General features: G+C 74.9%; 11 protein-coding genes. 9 read left to right on the top strand and 2 right to left on the bottom strand.

Annotation, left to right across the window (positions count from 1 at the left end; translation table 11 throughout):
• The 8 genes from cofD to ACZ7LB_RS27920 all read left to right on the top strand — a co-directional run bounded on the left by cofD (position 1) and on the right by ACZ7LB_RS27920 (position 13,061).
• Positions 1-960 (top strand): 2-phospho-L-lactate transferase, encoded by a 960-nt coding sequence (gene cofD / locus ACZ7LB_RS27955; RefSeq protein WP_471471991.1) that lies wholly within the window; start codon positions 1-3, stop codon positions 958-960.
• Positions 957-2,264: a coenzyme F420-0:L-glutamate ligase gene (locus ACZ7LB_RS27950; protein ID WP_471471990.1), complete on the top strand. Its 1,308-nt coding sequence runs from the start codon at positions 957-959 to the stop codon at positions 2,262-2,264. Before cofD ends, ACZ7LB_RS27950 begins: the two co-directional genes overlap by 4 nt.
• Before the next feature lie 663 nt (positions 2,265-2,927).
• Positions 2,928-3,932, top strand: coding sequence for a DNA-3-methyladenine glycosylase family protein (locus ACZ7LB_RS27945; RefSeq protein ID WP_471471989.1), 1,005 nt, complete (start codon positions 2,928-2,930; stop codon positions 3,930-3,932).
• A gap of 354 nt (positions 3,933-4,286) precedes the next feature.
• Positions 4,287-5,048, top strand: a complete 762-nt coding sequence (locus tag ACZ7LB_RS27940) for a TIGR03089 family protein (RefSeq protein WP_471471988.1) — start codon at positions 4,287-4,289, stop codon at positions 5,046-5,048.
• A 349-nt stretch (positions 5,049-5,397) separates the two neighbouring features.
• Positions 5,398-7,179 carry an LCP family protein gene (locus ACZ7LB_RS27935; protein ID WP_471471987.1) on the top strand — a complete coding sequence of 594 codons (1,782 nt, stop codon included), beginning with the start codon at positions 5,398-5,400 and terminating at the stop codon, positions 7,177-7,179.
• A 163-nt stretch (positions 7,180-7,342) separates the two neighbouring features.
• Positions 7,343-9,064, top strand: coding sequence for an LCP family protein (locus ACZ7LB_RS27930; protein WP_471471986.1), 1,722 nt, complete (start codon positions 7,343-7,345; stop codon positions 9,062-9,064).
• Positions 9,065-9,269: 205 nt separating this feature from the next.
• Positions 9,270-11,060 carry an LCP family protein gene (locus ACZ7LB_RS27925; protein ID WP_471472008.1) on the top strand — a complete coding sequence of 597 codons (1,791 nt, stop codon included), beginning with the start codon at positions 9,270-9,272 and terminating at the stop codon, positions 11,058-11,060.
• An 87-nt stretch (positions 11,061-11,147) separates the two neighbouring features.
• Positions 11,148-13,061 (top strand): LCP family protein, encoded by a 1,914-nt coding sequence (locus ACZ7LB_RS27920; RefSeq protein WP_471471985.1) that lies wholly within the window; start codon positions 11,148-11,150, stop codon positions 13,059-13,061.
• Between the two features lie 3 nt (positions 13,062-13,064).
• Here ACZ7LB_RS27920 and ACZ7LB_RS27915 read toward each other — a convergent pair whose 3' ends face one another.
• Positions 13,065-14,120 (bottom strand): glycosyltransferase family 2 protein, encoded by a 1,056-nt coding sequence (locus tag ACZ7LB_RS27915; protein ID WP_471471984.1) that lies wholly within the window; start codon positions 14,118-14,120, stop codon positions 13,065-13,067.
• Between the two features lie 152 nt (positions 14,121-14,272).
• Between ACZ7LB_RS27915 and ACZ7LB_RS27910 the strand changes: the two genes are divergently transcribed.
• Positions 14,273-15,781, top strand: a complete 1,509-nt coding sequence (locus ACZ7LB_RS27910) for an LCP family protein (RefSeq protein ID WP_471471983.1) — start codon at positions 14,273-14,275, stop codon at positions 15,779-15,781.
• Positions 15,782-15,968: 187 nt separating this feature from the next.
• Here ACZ7LB_RS27910 and ACZ7LB_RS27905 read toward each other — a convergent pair whose 3' ends face one another.
• A complete protein-coding gene (locus ACZ7LB_RS27905; RefSeq protein WP_471471982.1) occupies positions 15,969-17,252 on the bottom strand; it encodes an LCP family protein in 1,284 nt (427 codons plus the stop codon).
• Between the last annotated feature and the right edge of the window lie 53 nt (positions 17,253-17,305).

The following is a 17,305-nucleotide window of genomic DNA, read 5'->3' as shown; positions in this document are numbered from 1 at the left end:
ATGCGCATTGTGGTTCTGGCAGGCGGCATCGGTGGTGCCCGGTTCCTGCGCGGTCTGAAGCGGGCCGCGCCGGACGCGGACATCACGGTCATCGGCAACACCGGGGACGACATCCACCTCTTCGGGCTGAAGGTCTGCCCGGACCTCGACACGGTGATGTACACCCTGGGCGGCGGCATCAACGAGGAGCAGGGCTGGGGGCGGGCCGACGAGACCTTCCACCTCAAGGAGGAGCTGGCGGCGTACGGAGTCGGCCCGGAGTGGTTCGGCCTGGGCGACCGCGACTTCGCCACGCACATCGTGCGCACCCAGATGATCGGCGCCGGATATCCGCTCAGCGCGGTCACCGAGGCGTTGTGCGACCGCTGGAGGCCCGGGGTGCGCCTGCTCCCGATGACGGACGACCGGGTGGAGACCCATGTCGCCGTCGAGCTGGACGGCGAGCGCAAGGCGGTCCACTTCCAGGAGTACTGGGTGCGGCTGCGCGCCTCCGTGCCCGCCGAGGCGGTCGTCCCGGTCGGCGCCGAGCAGGCGAAGCCCGCGCCGGGCGTCCTGGAGGCCGTCGCGGAGGCGGACGTGATCCTCTTCCCGCCGTCCAACCCGGTCGTCTCCGTCGGCACCATCCTCGCGGTGCCCGGCATCCGGGAGGCCATCGCCGAGGCCGGGGTGCCGGTGGTGGGGCTCTCCCCGATCGTCGGGGACGCGCCCGTGCGCGGCATGGCCGACAAGGTCCTGGCGGCGGTCGGCGTGGAGTCCACGGCCGCCGCGGTCGCCGAGCACTACGGCTCGGGCCTGCTGGACGGCTGGCTGGTCGACACGGTCGACGCGGAGTCCGTCGGCCGCGTCCGGGCCGCCGGCATCCTGTGCCGCGCCGTGCCGCTGATGATGAGCGACCTGGACGCGACGGCCGCGATGGCCCGGGAGGCACTGGCGATGGCCGAGGAGGTGCGGACGGCGTGAGCGGCGGGGCGCCGGGCTACCGGGTGTGGGCGCTGCCCGGTCTCCCCGAGGTCCGGCCCGGCGACGACCTGGCCGGGCTGATCGCCGCCGCGGGCCCCGGCCTGGCCGACGGGGACGTGCTCCTCGTCACCTCCAAGATCGTGTCCAAGGCCGAGGGCAGGATCGTGCGGGCCGCCGACCGGGAGTCCGCCATCGACGCGGAGACCGTGCGCGTGGTGGCCCGGCGCGGTCCGCTGCGCATCGTGGAGAACCGCCAGGGGCTGATCATGGCGGCGGCCGGGGTGGACGCCTCCAACACCGAGCCCGGCACCGTGCTGCTGCTGCCCGAGGACCCCGACGCCTCCGCCCGCCGGCTGCGCGAGGGGCTGCGCGAGGCGCTGGGCGTCGAGGTCGGCGTGGTGGTCACCGACACCTTCGGGCGGCCCTGGCGGGCCGGGCTGACCGATGTGGCCATCGGGGCGGCGGGCGTGCGCGTCCTGGACGATCTGCGCGGCGGCACCGACGCGCACGGCAATCCGCTCAGCGCCACCGTGGTCGCCACCGCCGACGAGCTGGCCGCCGCGGGCGACCTGGTCAAGGGCAAGGCCGCCGGGCTGCCCGTCGCCGTCGTCCGCGGCCTGCCGCACGCGGTGACCGGCGGGGACGGCGAGGGGGCGCGGGCCCTGGTGCGCGGCGCGCGGGACGACATGTTCCGGCTGGGCACCTCGGAGGCGGTGCGGGAGGCGGTCACCCAGCGCCGTACGGTACGGGCCTTCACCGACGAGCCGGTCGACCCCGGGGCCGTGCGCCGGGCGGTGGCCGCGGCGGTCACGGCGCCCGCGCCGCACCACACCACCCCCTGGCGGTTCGTGCTGCTGGAGTCGGCCCCGGCCCGGCTGCGGCTGCTGGACGCGATGCGGGACGCCTGGATCGCGGACCTGCGGCGGGACGGGAGGGACGAGGAGTCGATCGCCCGGCGGGTGCGGCGCGGCGACGTGCTGCGCGCCGCGCCGTACCTCGTCGTGCCCTGCCTGGTCATGGACGGCTCGCACACCTACGGGGACGCGCGGCGGGACACGGCGGAGCGGGAGATGTTCGTGGTCGCCGCCGGGGCCGGGGTGCAGAACCTCCTCGTCGCCCTGGCCGGGGAGCGGCTCGGCTCGGCATGGGTCTCCTCGACGATGTTCTGCCGGGAGGTGGTGCGCGGGGCGCTGGACCTGCCGGACGCCTGGGACCCGATGGGCGCCGTCGCCGTCGGACACCCCGCCGAGGAGCCCCGGCCCCGGCCGGAGCGGACGGCGGAGGCGTTCATCGAGGTGCGGTAGCCGGACGACGGGGCGGACCCGGGTGCGGTGGGCGCGTCGAGCGCCGGTGGTCGGGGCGCGGGCGCCGTGGTCCGGGCACGGACGCCGTGGTCCGGGCACGGACGCGGCGCGGGCTCCCGAAGCGCCGCGTGGTGGCGGATCGCCCGGGATACGGCGGCCCGCCACGATGGGACCGGTCGCTGCGCGGGCGGCGGACCGGGGGCCCGGCGGCGGCGCGGCGGTGGCGTGACACGGCGGACCGGGACGGGACACGACCGCAGACCGCAGACCGCAGACCGCAGACCGCAGACCGCAGACCGCAGCGGGACGCGACCACGGACCGGCGCGGCGCTCGGCGCGACCGGTGACGGACCGGGGCGCGGTGGCGGCGCGGCACAGCGGCGCCGGGAACGGCGGCCCGCCACGATGGGACCGGTCGCGGCGGACCGGGCGCGGCGGCGCGACCCGGCGGGCCGGGACGGGACCGTCGCCGTGCGGATGGCGGACCGGGCCCGGGATGCGGCCGACCGGCGGCGGGGTGCGGCGGGCCGGAGTGCGGTGGGGTCGGTCACGATGCCGGGCCGGGCGCGTCGGAAGGCGTCGGCGAGCGCCTACGCTCGTAGCGGTCTCCCGCTCCCCCTCCGTCCCTGGTTGCCCTCCGTCCCCTTCTCTCCCGGGAATCCCGTGGCAGGACGCTTCTCCCCCCGGCCCCCGCGCACCGGCGTGCACGGCGGGCCCGTCGCCGTGCCCCCGGCCGGGGTGCCCCGGCCGGCCCGCGCGAGCGGGCGGGTGCGGACCTGGACGCCGCCCGGGCCGCTGGAACTGGGCCTGGTCCTCGGGCCCCTGCGCCGGGGGCCGGGTGATCCGACGTTCCGGGCGATGCCCGACGGTTCGGTCTGGCGGACCGGTCTCACCCCCGCCGGACCGGGCACCCTGCGGGTCTCCTCGCGCGGCGGCGAGGCGCGCGGCGAGGCATGGGGGCCGGGGGCCGACTGGCTGCTGGAGGCGCTGCCGGAACTGCTGGGCGCGCGGGACGAGCCGGACGCCTTCGTGCCCCGGCACCGCCTGCTGGCGGTCACGGCGCGCCGTCGGCCCGGGCTGCGGCTGACCCGGACCGGGCTGGTGCTGGAGTCGCTGATCCCCTCGGTGCTGGAGCAGAAGGTGACGACGCTGGAGGCGTACCGGGCCTGGCGGCTGCTCGTACGGCGGTTCGGGGAACCGGCGCCGGGACCGGTCCCGGTACCGATGTCCGTGATGCCGGCCGCGCGGACCTGGGCGCTGATCCCCTCCTGGGAGTGGCACCGGGCCGGGGTCGACGACAAGCGGGCGTCCACCGTCCTGCGGGCCGTACGGGTCGCCGGCCGGATGGAGGAGGCGGCCGGGATGGACCCCGTGACGGCGCGGGCGCGGCTGGAGGCCGTCCCCGGGGTGGGCCCGTGGACGTCGGCGGAGACGGTGCAGCGCAGCCACGGGGCGGCGGACGAGGTCACCGTGGGGGACCTGCACCTGCCGGGGATCGTGGGGTACGCGCTCGGCGGCGACCGGACCGCGGACGACGCGGAGATGCTGCGCCTGCTGGAGCCGTACGCGGGACAGCGGCACCGGGCGGCGCGGCTGGTCCTGCTGAGCGGACGGATGCCGGAGCGGCGGGCACCGCGGATGGCCCCCCGGAGGATCGAACGGCTCTGAGAGCGGCCCGGGGGCAGGGGAAGGCGGCCCGGGGGCAGGGGAAGGGGAGGCACCGCCCCGTCCCCGCCCGTGGGAGGCGGCTCCGGAACGGGGACCGCACCCTGAAGCCCGTTCACCCGACGGTCAGGGGCGGCCCGGCGGAACCCCGGGGGCCCGGAGGGTCCGCCCCGCGCACCCCGAGGTCGTGAACCCTGCGCCCGGAGCCCGGACCAGCCGCCCCACCCGCTACGCACCCCTTCCCGCTACGCACCCCTCCCCGCCGCGTGCCCGGCGCCCGGGCCGTCCCCTCCCCGCCGCGCACCCCTTCCCCGCCGCGCACCCGGCCCCCGGGCCGTCCCGCGTACGCTTGCGCGGATGAACGCGACCGATCGCACCCCTGCCGACCTGCTGAGTTCCGCGCTCGCCGCGGACCCGGGACGCCCCCTGGTGACCTTCTACGACGACGCCACGGGCGAACGCGTCGAACTCTCCGTGGCCACCTTCGCCAACTGGGTGGCCAAGACCGCCAATCTGCTCCAGGACGAGCTGTCCGTCGAACCCGGCGACCGGGTCGCGCTGCTGCTGCCCGCCCACTGGCAGACGGCGGTGTGGCTGCTGGCCTGCGCGTCGGTCGGCGCGGTCGCCGACGTGGCCGGCGATCCGGCGGCGGCCGAGGTCGCCGTGAGCGGCCCCGACCCGGAGTCGCTGGAGGCGGCGCGGGCCTGCCGGGGAGCCCGGATGGCGCTCGCGCTGCGCCCCCTGGGCGGGCGGTTCCCGCAGGTCCCGGAGGGGTTCGCGGACTACGCCGTGGAGGTGCCGGGGCAGGGCGACCGCTTCGTGCCGTACGCGCAGGTCGACCCCGAGGAGCCCGCGCTGATCGTGGCCGGACGGGAGTTCAGCGGTGCGGAGGTCGTGGAGCGGGCCCGGACGGAGGCGGCGGGGCTGGGCCTCACGGGACCGGGGACGCGCGTCCTGTCCAGGCTGCCGTACGACACCTGGCAGGGGCTGAGCGCCGGGCTGTACGGACCGCTGGCCAGCGGCGGCTCGGTGGTGCTGTGCCGTCATCCGGAGCGGGCCGGGGAGGGCGTGCTGGACGCGCGGATCGAGGCGGAGCGGGTCTCCGTGGTGGCCGGCTGACACCGGGCCGGACCGCGGAGGGAGCGCGTCCGCTCGGGGCGCGCCCCCTCCCCCGACCCGACTGACCCCTCCCGCACCCCTCCCGGGTAAAGCGACGGCCAAGGCGGGACAAGGCACACGCAACGCCGGGGCAAGCCGGGAGGAATCCACTGTGAGAATGGGGCGTATTGCCCGGTTGTAAGTTTCACGGAACGCCCCACCGGCGTCGCCGCGTCCCGTACCGGGCGGTTAATGTGAGCGATCCGGTGTGCCCGGCCACGAGGTTCTCTCCGCGGCCGCGCACGCAGTGACGAGACCGGGCGCCCGGAGGGGAGGGCGCCGCGTGCCCCCTACGGAGGATCGGACAACCGTGGACGCGCAAGGCCGTGGGCGTGCGGAGGGCATCGACCCCGCAGACCAGTGGGTGCTCAACCCGACCACTGGCGAATACGAACTGCGACTGACCCCATCCGCTCCGCAGCCACCGGTGCCCGGCCCCCGCCGGGGCAGGACCGGCGGCTCCGGCGCGTCCGGCGGGCCCCGCTCCGGCGGGTCCGGCGCCCCCCGGGGCCGTACGGCCGCCGCCGGTTCCCCCGCCGCCCCCGCGGACGCCCCGGGCCGCGACGTCCCCCCGCCGCGCCGGAGGCGCCCCTCCGAGGAGGCGCCACCGGGACGGCGCGGGCGCAAGCGCCCGGCGAAGAAGAAGTCCCGGGCCAAGAAGATCCTGCTGTGGTCCGGCGGCACCATGGCGTTCGTGGTCCTCGCCACCGCCGCGGCCGGTTACCTGTACCTGGAGCACCTCAACGACAACATCCAGTCCGTCTCGGACGACGGCGCGAGCACCGGTGGCTTCCAGAAGGACAAAGCGATCAACATCCTGCTGATCGGCACCGACAAGCGCACCGGAAGCGGCAACGACGGCTACGGCGACAAGAACAGCGTCGGGCACGCGGACACCACGATCCTGCTGCACGTCGCCAAGGACCGCTCCAACGCGACCGCGCTGAGCATCCCCCGCGACCTCATCGTCAACGTCCCGGACTGCCCCACCACCCAGGACGACGGCACCACGAAGGTCATCCCCGGCTCCGCCGGCGTCCGCTTCAACAGCAGCCTCGGCCAGGACGGCCGGACACCGAGCTGCACCCTGCGGACCGTCACCGAGCTGACCGGCGTCACCGCCGACAACTTCATGGTCGCCGACTTCAACGCCGTCAAGACGCTGTCCTCGGCGGTCGGCGGCGTCGACGTGTGCCTCGCCAAGGACATCGACGACCCGGACTCGCACCTCAAGCTGTCCGCCGGTGAGCACACCATCCAGGGCGAGGAGGCGCTCGCCTTCGTCCGCACCCGCCACTCCGTGGGCTTCGGCGGCGATCTGAGCCGCATCGAGATCCAGCAGCAGTTCCTCAGCTCGCTGATGCGCAAGCTGAAGTCCAACGACACCCTGACCAGCCCGACCAAGATGGTGAAGCTGGCCGAGGCGGCCACCGAGGCGCTGACCGTCGACTCCCGGCTCGACAGCATCGGCAAGCTCAAGGACCTGGGCCTGGAGCTGGGCAAGCTGGACACCAGGAACCTGACCTTCGCCACCGTGCCGGTGGACGACAACCCCGCCGAGAAGGTCAAGGCCACGGTCGTCCTCCGGGAGGCCTCCGCCCAGCGGGTCTTCGCGATGATCCGCGACGACGTCTCCTTCACCGCCGTCCAGCAGAAGAAGAAAAAGGAGGCCGCGGCCGTCGCCGCCCGGCTGAAGGGCACCAGGTCCGCGCCCGGCGACATCCGCGTCCGCGTCCAGAACGGCGGCGCCCCCTCCGGCAGCGCCCAGCAGGAGTTGCTGTACCTCCAGAACGAGGCGGGCGTCACCAAGTCCGAGAACGCCGGCAACGCCCCCGGGGAACTGGCCAGGACCACCCTGGAGTACGCCCCCGAGCAGGCCGACCAGGCCCGGGCGCTGGCCGCGGTCCTCGGCCTGTCCGGGGCCGCCATGAAGCCCGGCGAGAGTGTCGTCAACTCCCAGGGGCTGCCCGCCATGACGCTCACCCTCGGCAAGGACTTCAAGGGCGCCGGGGTCCCCCTCGACGCCGCCGCCGCACGCGCCCCCGAGGACGTGCAGAAGTCCACGGCGGACAAGGTCCAGTGCGCCAAGTGACCTGAGGGCCCCGTTTCGCGTCCTACCGGGTGGGCCGCGCCGCGGCCGGGGCGGTGCCGGACGACCGGGCCGCCCGTACAGCCCCGCGGGGCGCCCGCGCGTCCCCCTTCCGTGAACGGGGCGCGGTCCGCGCCCGGTGGGCCCGACGGTTGGGGGGAGAGGCATGGCGCGGAGCAGTGTGCACGGGGAGGGCGCCCCCTCGGGCGGGCCCGTCCGCCCGGCCCGGGGAACCGGCGACGGCCCCGCCCGGAGCAGCGGCGGCGGGGCGCGGCACGGCGGCCGCTCCGGGCACCGCGCCGGACGGCGGCACCGGGTGCTGCGGTGGTCCGCGACCGCCCTGTCGGTGCTGATACTCGGCACGGCGGGCGCCGGCTACCTCTACTACCGGCATCTGAACGGCAACATCGCGAAGGGCGAGCGCAGCAGCGGCGACTCCAAGGCGCACCGGGCCGAGCCCAACGCGGCCGGGCAGAGACCCCTGAACATCCTGCTCATCGGCTCCGACAGCCGCGCCTCCGACGCCAACGTGGCCCTGGGCGGCGGCAGGGACCACCGCGACGGACCGCCGCTCGGGGACGTGCAGATGCTCATCCACCTGTCCGCGGACCGCAGGAGCGCCTCCGTGGTGAGCGTGCCGCGCGACACCCGTGTCGACATCCCCCGGTGCACCGACCCGGAGACGGGCCGCGCCTATCCGGCGGCCAACGACATCATCAACGCCACGCTCGGCCGGGGCGGCGCCGGCTGCACCCTCGCCACCTGGGAGAACCTCAGCGACGTCTACATCGACCACTGGATGACGATCGACTTCGCCGGCGTGGTGCGGATGGCGGACGCCATCGGCGGGGTCGAGGTCTGCGTCAACCAGAACGTCTGGGACCGGCCGACGGCCCGGCAGCGCGGCGGCTCGGGACTGCGGCTGACGGCGGGCGCGCACAAGGTGAAGGGCGAGCAGGCCCTTCAGTGGCTGCGCACCCGGCACGCCTGGGGCAGCGACCAACTGCGGGCGCGGGCGCAGCACATGTACATGAACTCGATGATCCGCACCCTGAAGGACCAGAACGTCTTCACCGACACCGGCAGGCTGATGAAGCTGGCCGAGGCCGCCACCAAGTCCCTGACGGTCTCCCGGGAGATCGGCACGGTGAAGGCGCTGTACGACCTCGCCGCGCAGCTCAGGACCGTGCCGGCGGACCGCATCACCATGACGACGCTGCCCACCGTCCAGGACCCGCAGGACGTCAACCACCTGCTGCCGGAGGAGACCGGGGCCGAGCGGATGTGGGCGATGCTCCGCGACGACGTGCCCTTCGACGGCAAGGGGAACCGCGGGGGCGGCGGAACCACCGGGGGCCGCACCCCGGACTCGGCCGGGACCGCCGGGGGAACCACCGGCGGGACGGCCGGTCCGGGCGGTACGGCCGCGGCCGGTGGCTCCGCCCCGCCGGACCCGGGCGGCGCCTCCGCCGCCGACGCCACGCTCGGCGTGCTGGTGCGCAACGCCACCGGCTCCGCCTCCCTCGGTCCCGCCACCGGCCGCGCGGGCGCCGTCGCGCGGGCCCTGGCGGAGCGGGGATTCGACCGGGCGGTGACCGACAACTCGGCGGCGGGAGCCGAGCCGAGGACCTCGGTGCTCTTTCCGGGGAACGGTCCGCGGGACGCCGCGCTGCGCGTCGCGGGGGCGCTGGGAATTCCCGCGGACGCGGTGCGCGAATCGGCCGAGGTCTCCGGGGTCACCGTCGTGGTCGGCGCCGACTGGCGGGCCGGGGACGCCTATCCGAAACAGCGGACGCCGCAGGCCGGGGACCTGCCGGACAACAGTGACGCCCTCAACGGATCCGAAACCGGTAAATGCATGGATGTCTACGCGCCCTACCGCTGGTGACGTTCATGGAATTGCGTCGGATTGCCCTGTTGTAGGGGAGTCGGATACGTCACCTGTGTCGTTGGCGCCAGAAGTTGGCCGATAGTGTGAGCGCTCCAGTGCCCCCGCCCACGCGTACCGCCCCGGCGACGTGCACAAGTTGATCCTTTATCGTGCGCCTTCCGGCAGAAGGTGCCGCGTGGCCCCGACGGAGGACTGGGAGACCGTGGACGCGCAAGGACGTGGGCGGGCCGACGACGTCGATCCCGCAGACCAGTGGGTGCTGAATCCGCGGACGGGCGAGTACGAACTGCGACTGCCCGGTTCCGGAGCGCATCCGTCCCCCCGCCCGAGGGCACCGAAGGCCCCGGCCCCGCGGTCCGCCGCTCCGGCCGGGACGGGCCCCGCCGGGGCCGGCCCGGCCCGCCCGGCGTCCGGCGCGGCCGTTCCGGGCGCGCGCCGCCGCACCGCCGCGCCCGGCCGGGACCTACCGCCGCAGCGCCGCCGCCGGGCCGCCCCGGAGGAGCCGCCGCCCGGCCGGCGCGGACGCCGTCCGGCGAAGAAGGCGAAGAAGTCCCGGGGCCGGAAGATCCTGATGTGGTCCGGCGGCACCATGGCGTTCGTCGTCCTGGCGACCGGGATCGGCGGCTATCTGTACCTCAAGCACCTCGAGGGCAACGTCTCGACGACGGACGTCGGTGACGCGGGCGCCAGTTCGTTCAGGAAGAACGAGGCCTTCAACATCCTGCTGATCGGCACCGACCGGCGTATCGGCAAGGGCAACGAGGGCTACGGCGACAAGGGCAGCGTCGGGCACGCGGACACCACGATCCTGCTGCACGTCGCCAAGGACCGCTCCAACGCGACCGCGCTGAGCATCCCCCGCGACCTCATCGTCAACGTCCCGGACTGCCCCACCACCCAGGACGACGGCAGCACCGCGGTCGTCCCCGGTTCCACGGGCGTCCGCTTCAACACCAGCCTGGGCACCAACGGCCGGGACGCGGGCTGCACGATGCGGACGCTGAAGGAGGTGACCGGCATCCAGCCGCACCACTTCATGATGGCCGACTTCAACGCCGTCAAGACGCTGACCACGGCCGTCGAGGGCGTCGACGTCTGTGTGGAGAAGCCCGTCGACGACAAGAAGTCCGGGCTCAGGCTGCCCGCGGGCGAGTCCCGGGTCGAGGGCGAGCAGGCCCTGGCCTTCGTCCGCACCCGGCACGCCTTCGGCAACGAGGGCGACCTGGACCGCATCAAGGTGCAGCAGCAGTTCCTGGGGTCGCTGATGCGGAAGATGTCCTCCGGCGACACCCTCACCAGCCCCACCAAGCTGGTGCGGATCGCCGAGGCGGCGACCGAGGCGCTGACCGTGGACAAGGCCATCGGCAGTGTCGGCACGCTCAAGGACATAGCCCTGGAGCTGAAGAAGGTGCCGCCGAAGAACATCACCTTCGCCACGGTGCCGGTGGTCGACAACCCCGCCGAGGCGGTCAAGGCCACGGTCGTCCTCAAGGACGGGTCCGCCCAGCAGGTCTTCGGCATGGTGCAGAACGACATCTCGTTCACCGAGGTGCAGCAGCGGAAGAAGAAGGAGGCCGCCGCCGTCGCAGCCCGGCTGGACGGCACCCGGTCGGACCCCGGCGAGATCCGCGTCCGCGTCCTCAACGGCGGCGCCGCCAACGGCAGCGCGCAGAAGCAGTTGCTGTACTTCCAGAACGAGGCCGGCATCGTGAAGTCCGAGAACGGGGGCGACGCTCCCGCGCCGGTCGCGAGGACCACCCTCGAGTACGGCCCGGACCAGGCCGACCAGGCCCGTGCGCTGGCGGAGATACTCGGCCTGTCCGGGGCCGCGATGAAACCCGGCGAGAGCACCGCCAACGCCCAGGGGATGCCCACCATGACGCTCACCCTCGGCAAGGACTTCAAGGGCGCGGGGATCAAGCTCAACGCCACGTCGGTGGAGACGCCGGACGTGGAGAAGTCCACGGCCGACCAGGTGAAGTGCGCCAGTTGACCTGACGGGCCCGTCGTACGTCTCACAGGACGAGGGACGGGCCCGTGCCGCGCCGCGGCGCGCGGGGGGTGGGGAGGGGATGCGTAGATGACGCGGAGCAGTGTGCAGGGGGAGGACCGGCGCCGGGAGTCACCGGCCGGCCGGGAGGACGGGGGCGCCGCCGGGGAGACGGACGCCGGCGGTGCCGGCGTGGGCGCGCCCGGGACGGCCGGGGGTGCCGACGCCGCCGCCCGGGCCGATGCCGGCGAAGGCGACGGCACCACCGGCGGCGACGGCCCGGAGGGCGGCCCGGCCACCGGCGGCGGAGGCGCGGACGGGGCCACCACCGGCGGCGGCGCGGACGGGACCGCACGCGGCGGAGGCGCGGACGGGGCCGCCCCCGCGGCGGACGACCGCGGCACCGACACCCGGACCGCCGCCACGGCGACCGCCACCGCGACCGGCGGGAACGGCGGTGACGGCGGCGGTCGCGGCGCCGGTGAGCCCCCCGCGCGGGCCGGCCGGCCCCGGCGCGGGCGCCGGCTGCTGCGCTGGGCGTCGATGACCCTGGCGCTGCTGATGGTGTGCGCGGCCGCGGCCGGATACCTCTACTACGAGCACCTCAACGACAACATCAAGAAGGACACCCTCAACCTGGGTGACACCAGGGTCGCCAGACCGACGCCCAACGCCGCCGGGCAGACCCCGCTGAACATCCTCGTCATCGGCTCCGACGCCCGGGACAGCGAGGCGAACCAGAAACTCGGCGGCGCCCGCGAGACGTTCGGCGCCACCCCGCTCGCGGACGTGCAGATGCTGGTCCACCTCTCCGCCGACCGCAGCAACATGTCGGTCATCAGCATGCCCCGCGACACCCTGGTGCGGATCCCCAAGTGCACCGACCCGGAGGACGGGACGGTGTACCCGGCCGGCGAGGGCCGGGTGATGACCAACCAGAGCCTCGGCCACGGCGGTCCCGGCTGCACGGTGGCCACCTGGCAGGAGCTGACCGGCATCCACATCGACCACTTCGTCATGGTCGACTTCGCGGGCGTGGTCTCCATGGCGGACGCCGTCGGCGGCGTGCCGGTCTGCGTGGACGCCAACATCCACTCCCGCGACGGCCAGGGCCACGGCTCCGGGCTGAAGCTGGCCGAGGGCACGCACCCGGTCAAGGGCGAGCAGGCCCTCCAATGGCTGCGCACCCGCTACGGGTTCGAGGACGGCAGCGACCTGGCCCGCGCCAAGGCCCAGCACATGTACCTGAACTCGATGGTGCGGGTGCTGCGCGAGAACGCCACCCTCTCCAGCCCCAACCGGCTGCGCAGGCTGGCCGAACGGGCCACCGAGGCCCTGACCGTCGACCCGGGCCTGGACACCGTCAAGAAGCTGTACGACCTCAGCGACGAGCTGCGGAAGGTGCGGCCGGAGCGCATCACCATGACGACGATGCCCAACCGCCTGGTGGGCGCCCGCGTCGAACCCACCCGGGACGCCGAGACGTTGTTCCGCATGGTGCGCGAGGACGTCGCCCTGGACGGCAAGGACGCGGCGAAGGAGGAGAAGCGGCCGGTGAAGGCACCGCCCGCCCCCACCGACCCGGCGGCGGCCGACGGCTCCATCGCGGTCCAGGTGCGCAACGGCACCCGCACGGACGCGCTCGGCCTGGCGCCCGGCCGGGCCGGGGCGATCGCCGCGGCGCTGGTCCGGCGGGGCTTCACCCAGGCCGTGGCCGACCCCTCGGTGCTGCCCACCGAGGAGCGCACCGTCGTCCGCTACCCGAGCGCCGATCTGGAGGGCGACGCCCGGCGGATAGCGGACTCCCTGGGCGTACCGGCGGGTTCGGTCGAGCGGTCGACCGACGTCACGGGCGTCACCCTGGTCATCGGCGCCGACTGGCGCGAGGGGGACGACTACCGGGCGCCCGAGGAGGACGACACGACGCCGGAGTCGGCCAACGCCCTCAACGGGGCGGACGAGTCGGCCTGCATGCGGGTCGACCCGTCGTTCAGCTGGTCCTGAGCGTCAGCGGGCACCGGCCGCGTCGGCGGCACCGGCGTCCGGCCGCACGGCCGGGCGCCGCGAGGCGATGACCCGACGCGCCAGCGACCGGGGGCTGGTCAGGAAGCCGTAGCCCCACGACATGTGCATGGTGGCCAGCGCCAGCGGGATGCGCGCCCGCGCCCCGGCGCCCAGCCCCCGGCCGGCCGGCAGGGACCCGGCGACGATCGCGGCCAGGTAGCCGCCCGGCACCACGAAGGCCCACGGGGTGAGCACGGCGCCCGCCACGAGCCCGGCCGCGATCGCGCACACCGCGACCGGCGGCGCGAGATAGCGCGGGTTGATGGAACCGGCGTGGTAGCGGGCGACGACGTGCCGCCAACGGCCGTAGTCCTTGTACTGCTTGGCCAGCGCCCGCGCCGAGGGGCGGGGCCGGTAGGAGACGCGCAGCTCGGGCGAGAACCAGATCAGCCCGCCGGACTCGCGGATGCGGAAGTTCAGCTCCCAGTCCTGGGCGCGGATGAACTCCTCGTTGTAGCCGCCCTGCCGCTCCAGCGCCTCGCGGCGGAAGACGCCCAGGTAGACGGTGTCGGCCGGGCCCGCCTCGCCGCCGGTGTGGAAGGCGGCGTTGCCCACGCCGATCCGCGACGTCATCGCGGCGGCGACGGCGTCCTCCCAGGCGTTCTCGCCCTCGGCGTGCATGATGCCGCCGACGTTCTGCGCGCCGGTCTCCTCCAGCAGCCGTACGGCCGTGGCGATGTAGCCCGGCGACAGGATGCCGTGGCCGTCGACGCGGACGACGACGGGGTGCCGGGAGGCGCCGATGGCCGCGTTCAGCGCGGCGGGGGTCCGGCCGGTGGGATTGGGCACCGTGTGCACACGGGGGTCCTCGCGGACCAGTTCGGCGGCGATCTCGTCGGTGCGGTCCGCGGACGGACCGAGGGCGATCACGACCTCCATCTCGCCCGCGTACTCCTGGGCGAGGATGGCGCGGACGGCGCCGCGCAGGTGCCGCTCCTCGTTGAGGACGGGCATGATCACGGAAACGGCGGGCGGCCGCACGTCGGACTTGGCGTTCATCGGTGCTCACGTTACCGCGAACGGGGGACACGGGCCGCGCCGCGGGGGCCGGTGGGCCGGTCAGGAGATCGTATGGGCCTACGGTGCTCACGATCCCACGTCCGGCTCGCCCGGGCCCGCCCCCAGGGCCCGTCCCCTGCGGAGGTCCCACCGTGCCCACGCCGCCCCGCTCCCCCAGGGTCCCGGCCGCCCCCGCCCGGGGCGGCCCCCCGCCGGGGGGCCGGGCCCCGCGTCCGCCGGCGCGGCGTCCGGCCGCACGGCGCGCGAGGAGGCCGCGCTGGGCCATGCGGGCGGTGACCGCGCTGTCGGCGGTGGTGCTCGCCTCGGCCGGGATCGGGCACGCGGTGCTCACCGGGCTGGACGCGGACATCGCCCGGGTGGACGCCTTCAAGGACATGAAGAACCGGCCGCGCGCGGGCGGCGGGACGAACGTGCTGATGGTCGGCACCGACGGCCGGGACGGCATCGGCGAGAAGGAGCGGCGCGCCTACCGCCTGGGCGGCGCCGCCTGCCACTGCACCGACACCATCATGATCGTGCACCTCTCGGAGGACCGGGACCGGGCCAGCGTGGTCAGCCTGCCCCGGGACTCCTACGCCGAGACCCCGGAGCACGTCGACGCCACCACCGGCGAGCGCCACCGGGGGCATCCGCTGAAGCTCAACGCGGCCTACGCGGAGGGCGGCCCGCAGCTGACCGTGCGGACCGTCGAGAAGATGACCGGGGTGAAGATCGACCACTATCTGGAGGTCGACTTCACCAGCTTCATGCGGACCGTGGACGTGCTCGGCGGGGTGCGGATCTGCACCGTGCAGCGCCTCAAGGACAGCTACACCGGGCTGGACCTGCCCGCCGGCAGCCATCTGCTGACCGGCGGGCAGGCGCTCCAGTACGTCCGCTCCCGCCATCTGGACGGGGCGTCGGACCTGAGCCGGATGGCCCGCCAGCAGCGCTTCCTGGCGGCGCTGGTGGACCGGGCGTCCTCCTCCGGCATCCTGCTGAACCCGCTGCGGTTCCGGGACGTGACCCGTGCGGTGCTGGGCTCGGTCCGCGCCGACCGGGGCTTCGGCACCGACGACCTGCTGGCCCTGGGGCGGGCGATGCGGGGCTTCTCGCCGTCCTCCTCGGAGTTCACCACCGTGCCGATCGGGGCGATGGGCCACGCCGTCAAGGGCATCGGCTCGACCCTGAAGTGGGACCCGGAGAAGTCGCGGCGCCTCTTCGACGCGCTGCGCGAGGACCGGCCGCTGGCCGCGCACCGCTCCCGGCCCGCCGGTCCGGCGCCGGTGCGGGTGCCGGTGGACCCGCGGCGGATCCGGGTCCAGGTGGAGAACGGCACGGGGACCGACGGGCTCGGCCGGCGGGTGGACGACGCGCTGCACGCGACGGGGTTCGGGACCACCCGGGCCCCGTCCAACGCCGCGGACCGCACGGCCGGGCGGACCGTGATCTCCTACGACCCGCGCTGGGACCGCTCGGCCGCCTCGCTGCACGCGGCCCTGCCCGGCAGCGAGCTGCGGGCGGTGAAGGGGCAGGGGGCGACGCTCAGGGTGCTGGTGGGCGGCGACTTCGAGGAGGTCGTGAAGGTGGCGCCGGCCGATCCGCCGCAGGAGTCGGGGACGGTGGTGCGGGGCGACGAGGTGGTGTGCGGCAAGGAGTGAGCGGGGCCGGGGCGCCGCCGTCCGCTCGGGCGCTCCGGTGCGGGGCGCGGGGCGGGGCGGCGCGGGGACGGACGGAGCCCGCGCGGGACCCGGTGGCGTCCCGGCGGGGCCGTGCGGGGGCTGACGGCGGGTGGGACGGGCGGCGGGCCGGGCGCGCTTCCGCCGTCCGGGCGCCCGGCCCCGGCGGTCAGTTGCCGGTGACGGTGACCTTCTCGTCGTTGCGCAACTCGTCCACCAGCTTCTTCACCTTCGCCCGGTCCCAGGCGAGGTTGCCGCCGACGCTGCCGGAGATCGGCATGTTGAGCGAGGTGCCGTCGCCGCCGCTGACGCCCTTCATCGCCCAGAACATCCCGGCCAGGTCGAACAGGCCCATGTCCTTGTCGACGATGAGGGTGTCCAGCCCGGCGCCCATGGTCGGGTAGAGCCGGAAGGGGTTGAGCACCGTCGACGGGGTGGCGACCTGGCTCGCCAGGGCCGACAGGAACTTCTGCTGGTTCTTGGTGCGGTCCAGGTCGGAGCCGGGCAGCGCGTACCGGGTGCGGACGAAGGCCAGCGCCTCCTGGCCGTTCAGGGTCTGGCGGCCCTTCTTGAGGTCGGCGCCGGACTTCTTGTCCTTGATGTCCCGCGGGATGTCCATCTCGACGCCGCCGACCGCGTCCACGATGTTGGCGAACCCGGCGAAGCCGATCTCCACGTAGTGGTCGATGCGCAGCCCGGTGTTGAACTCGACGGTGCGCACCAGCAGTTCGGGGCCGTCCTCGGCGTAGGCGGCGTTGAGCTTCACCCGGCGGCCGGTGCCCTGGTACTTCTTGCCGGACTCGGAGCCGACGAAGCTCGGGATCTCCACGTCGGAGTCGCGGGGCAGCGAGACCAGCGTCGACCCGTTGTCCCCGGTGTGCAGGATCATCATGGAGTCGGTGCGCTTGCCCTCGGCGTTGCCGGTGTGCAGGTCCTTCATCTGCTCCTTGGTCATGCCCGCGCGGCTGTCGGAGCCGACGATCAGGTAGTTGGTTCCCTTGCCCGCCTCGGGCCGGTCGATGACCTTGGAGAGGTCGACCTCGCGGTTGAGCTTGGAGTCGGCCCAGAAGTAGGTGCCGACGGTGGTGACGACCAGCACGGTCACCACGGTGATCGCCGTCCACTTGATCCGGCGCCGCCAGTCCGGGGCGGGCCGGCCCGCGCGCCCGCCGCCCCGGCCGGAGCCGCCCCCGCCGGGGGAGCCGTAGACCTGGCCGGTGTTGTAGCCGCTGTCGTAGCCGCCCTGTCCCCCGTCGCCCCCGCCGTCGACGTACGACGGCTGCTGGGGCACCCCGCCGGGGTACGGCGGCGCCGTCCGGCCGGGGGGCCGCCCGGCGCCGTCGTGGCGGACCTGCCGCATCACGCGGGCGCTCTCGGGCCGTGCGCTCGCGCTGCCGCGTCCGTACCGGTCGCCGCGCTGGTCGCCGGGGCGACCCTGGGGCCAATCGCTCATACGCCCCAGTGTGCCGGTGCGGGCGGTGCCACTGACAGGGGCGTCGGGAAATA

The organism is Streptomyces sp. NPDC107521 (genome assembly GCF_055598485.1).
This window is presented reverse-complemented; position numbering and strand designations above follow the sequence as displayed.

Excerpts from the sequence above, each read along its gene's own strand:
- cofD (WP_471471991.1), top strand. The coding sequence starts at position 1 with ATGCGCATTGTGGTTCTGGCAGGCGGCATCGGTGGTGCCCGGTTCCTG.
- ACZ7LB_RS27915 (WP_471471984.1), bottom strand. The coding sequence starts at position 14,120 with ATGAACGCCAAGTCCGACGTGCGGCCGCCCGCCGTTTCCGTGATCATG.
- ACZ7LB_RS27940 (WP_471471988.1), top strand. The coding sequence starts at position 4,287 with ATGAACGCGACCGATCGCACCCCTGCCGACCTGCTGAGTTCCGCGCTC.
- ACZ7LB_RS27920 (WP_471471985.1), top strand. The coding sequence starts at position 11,148 with ATGACGCGGAGCAGTGTGCAGGGGGAGGACCGGCGCCGGGAGTCACCG.
- ACZ7LB_RS27905 (WP_471471982.1), bottom strand. The coding sequence starts at position 17,252 with ATGAGCGATTGGCCCCAGGGTCGCCCCGGCGACCAGCGCGGCGACCGG.
- ACZ7LB_RS27930 (WP_471471986.1), top strand. The coding sequence starts at position 7,343 with ATGGCGCGGAGCAGTGTGCACGGGGAGGGCGCCCCCTCGGGCGGGCCC.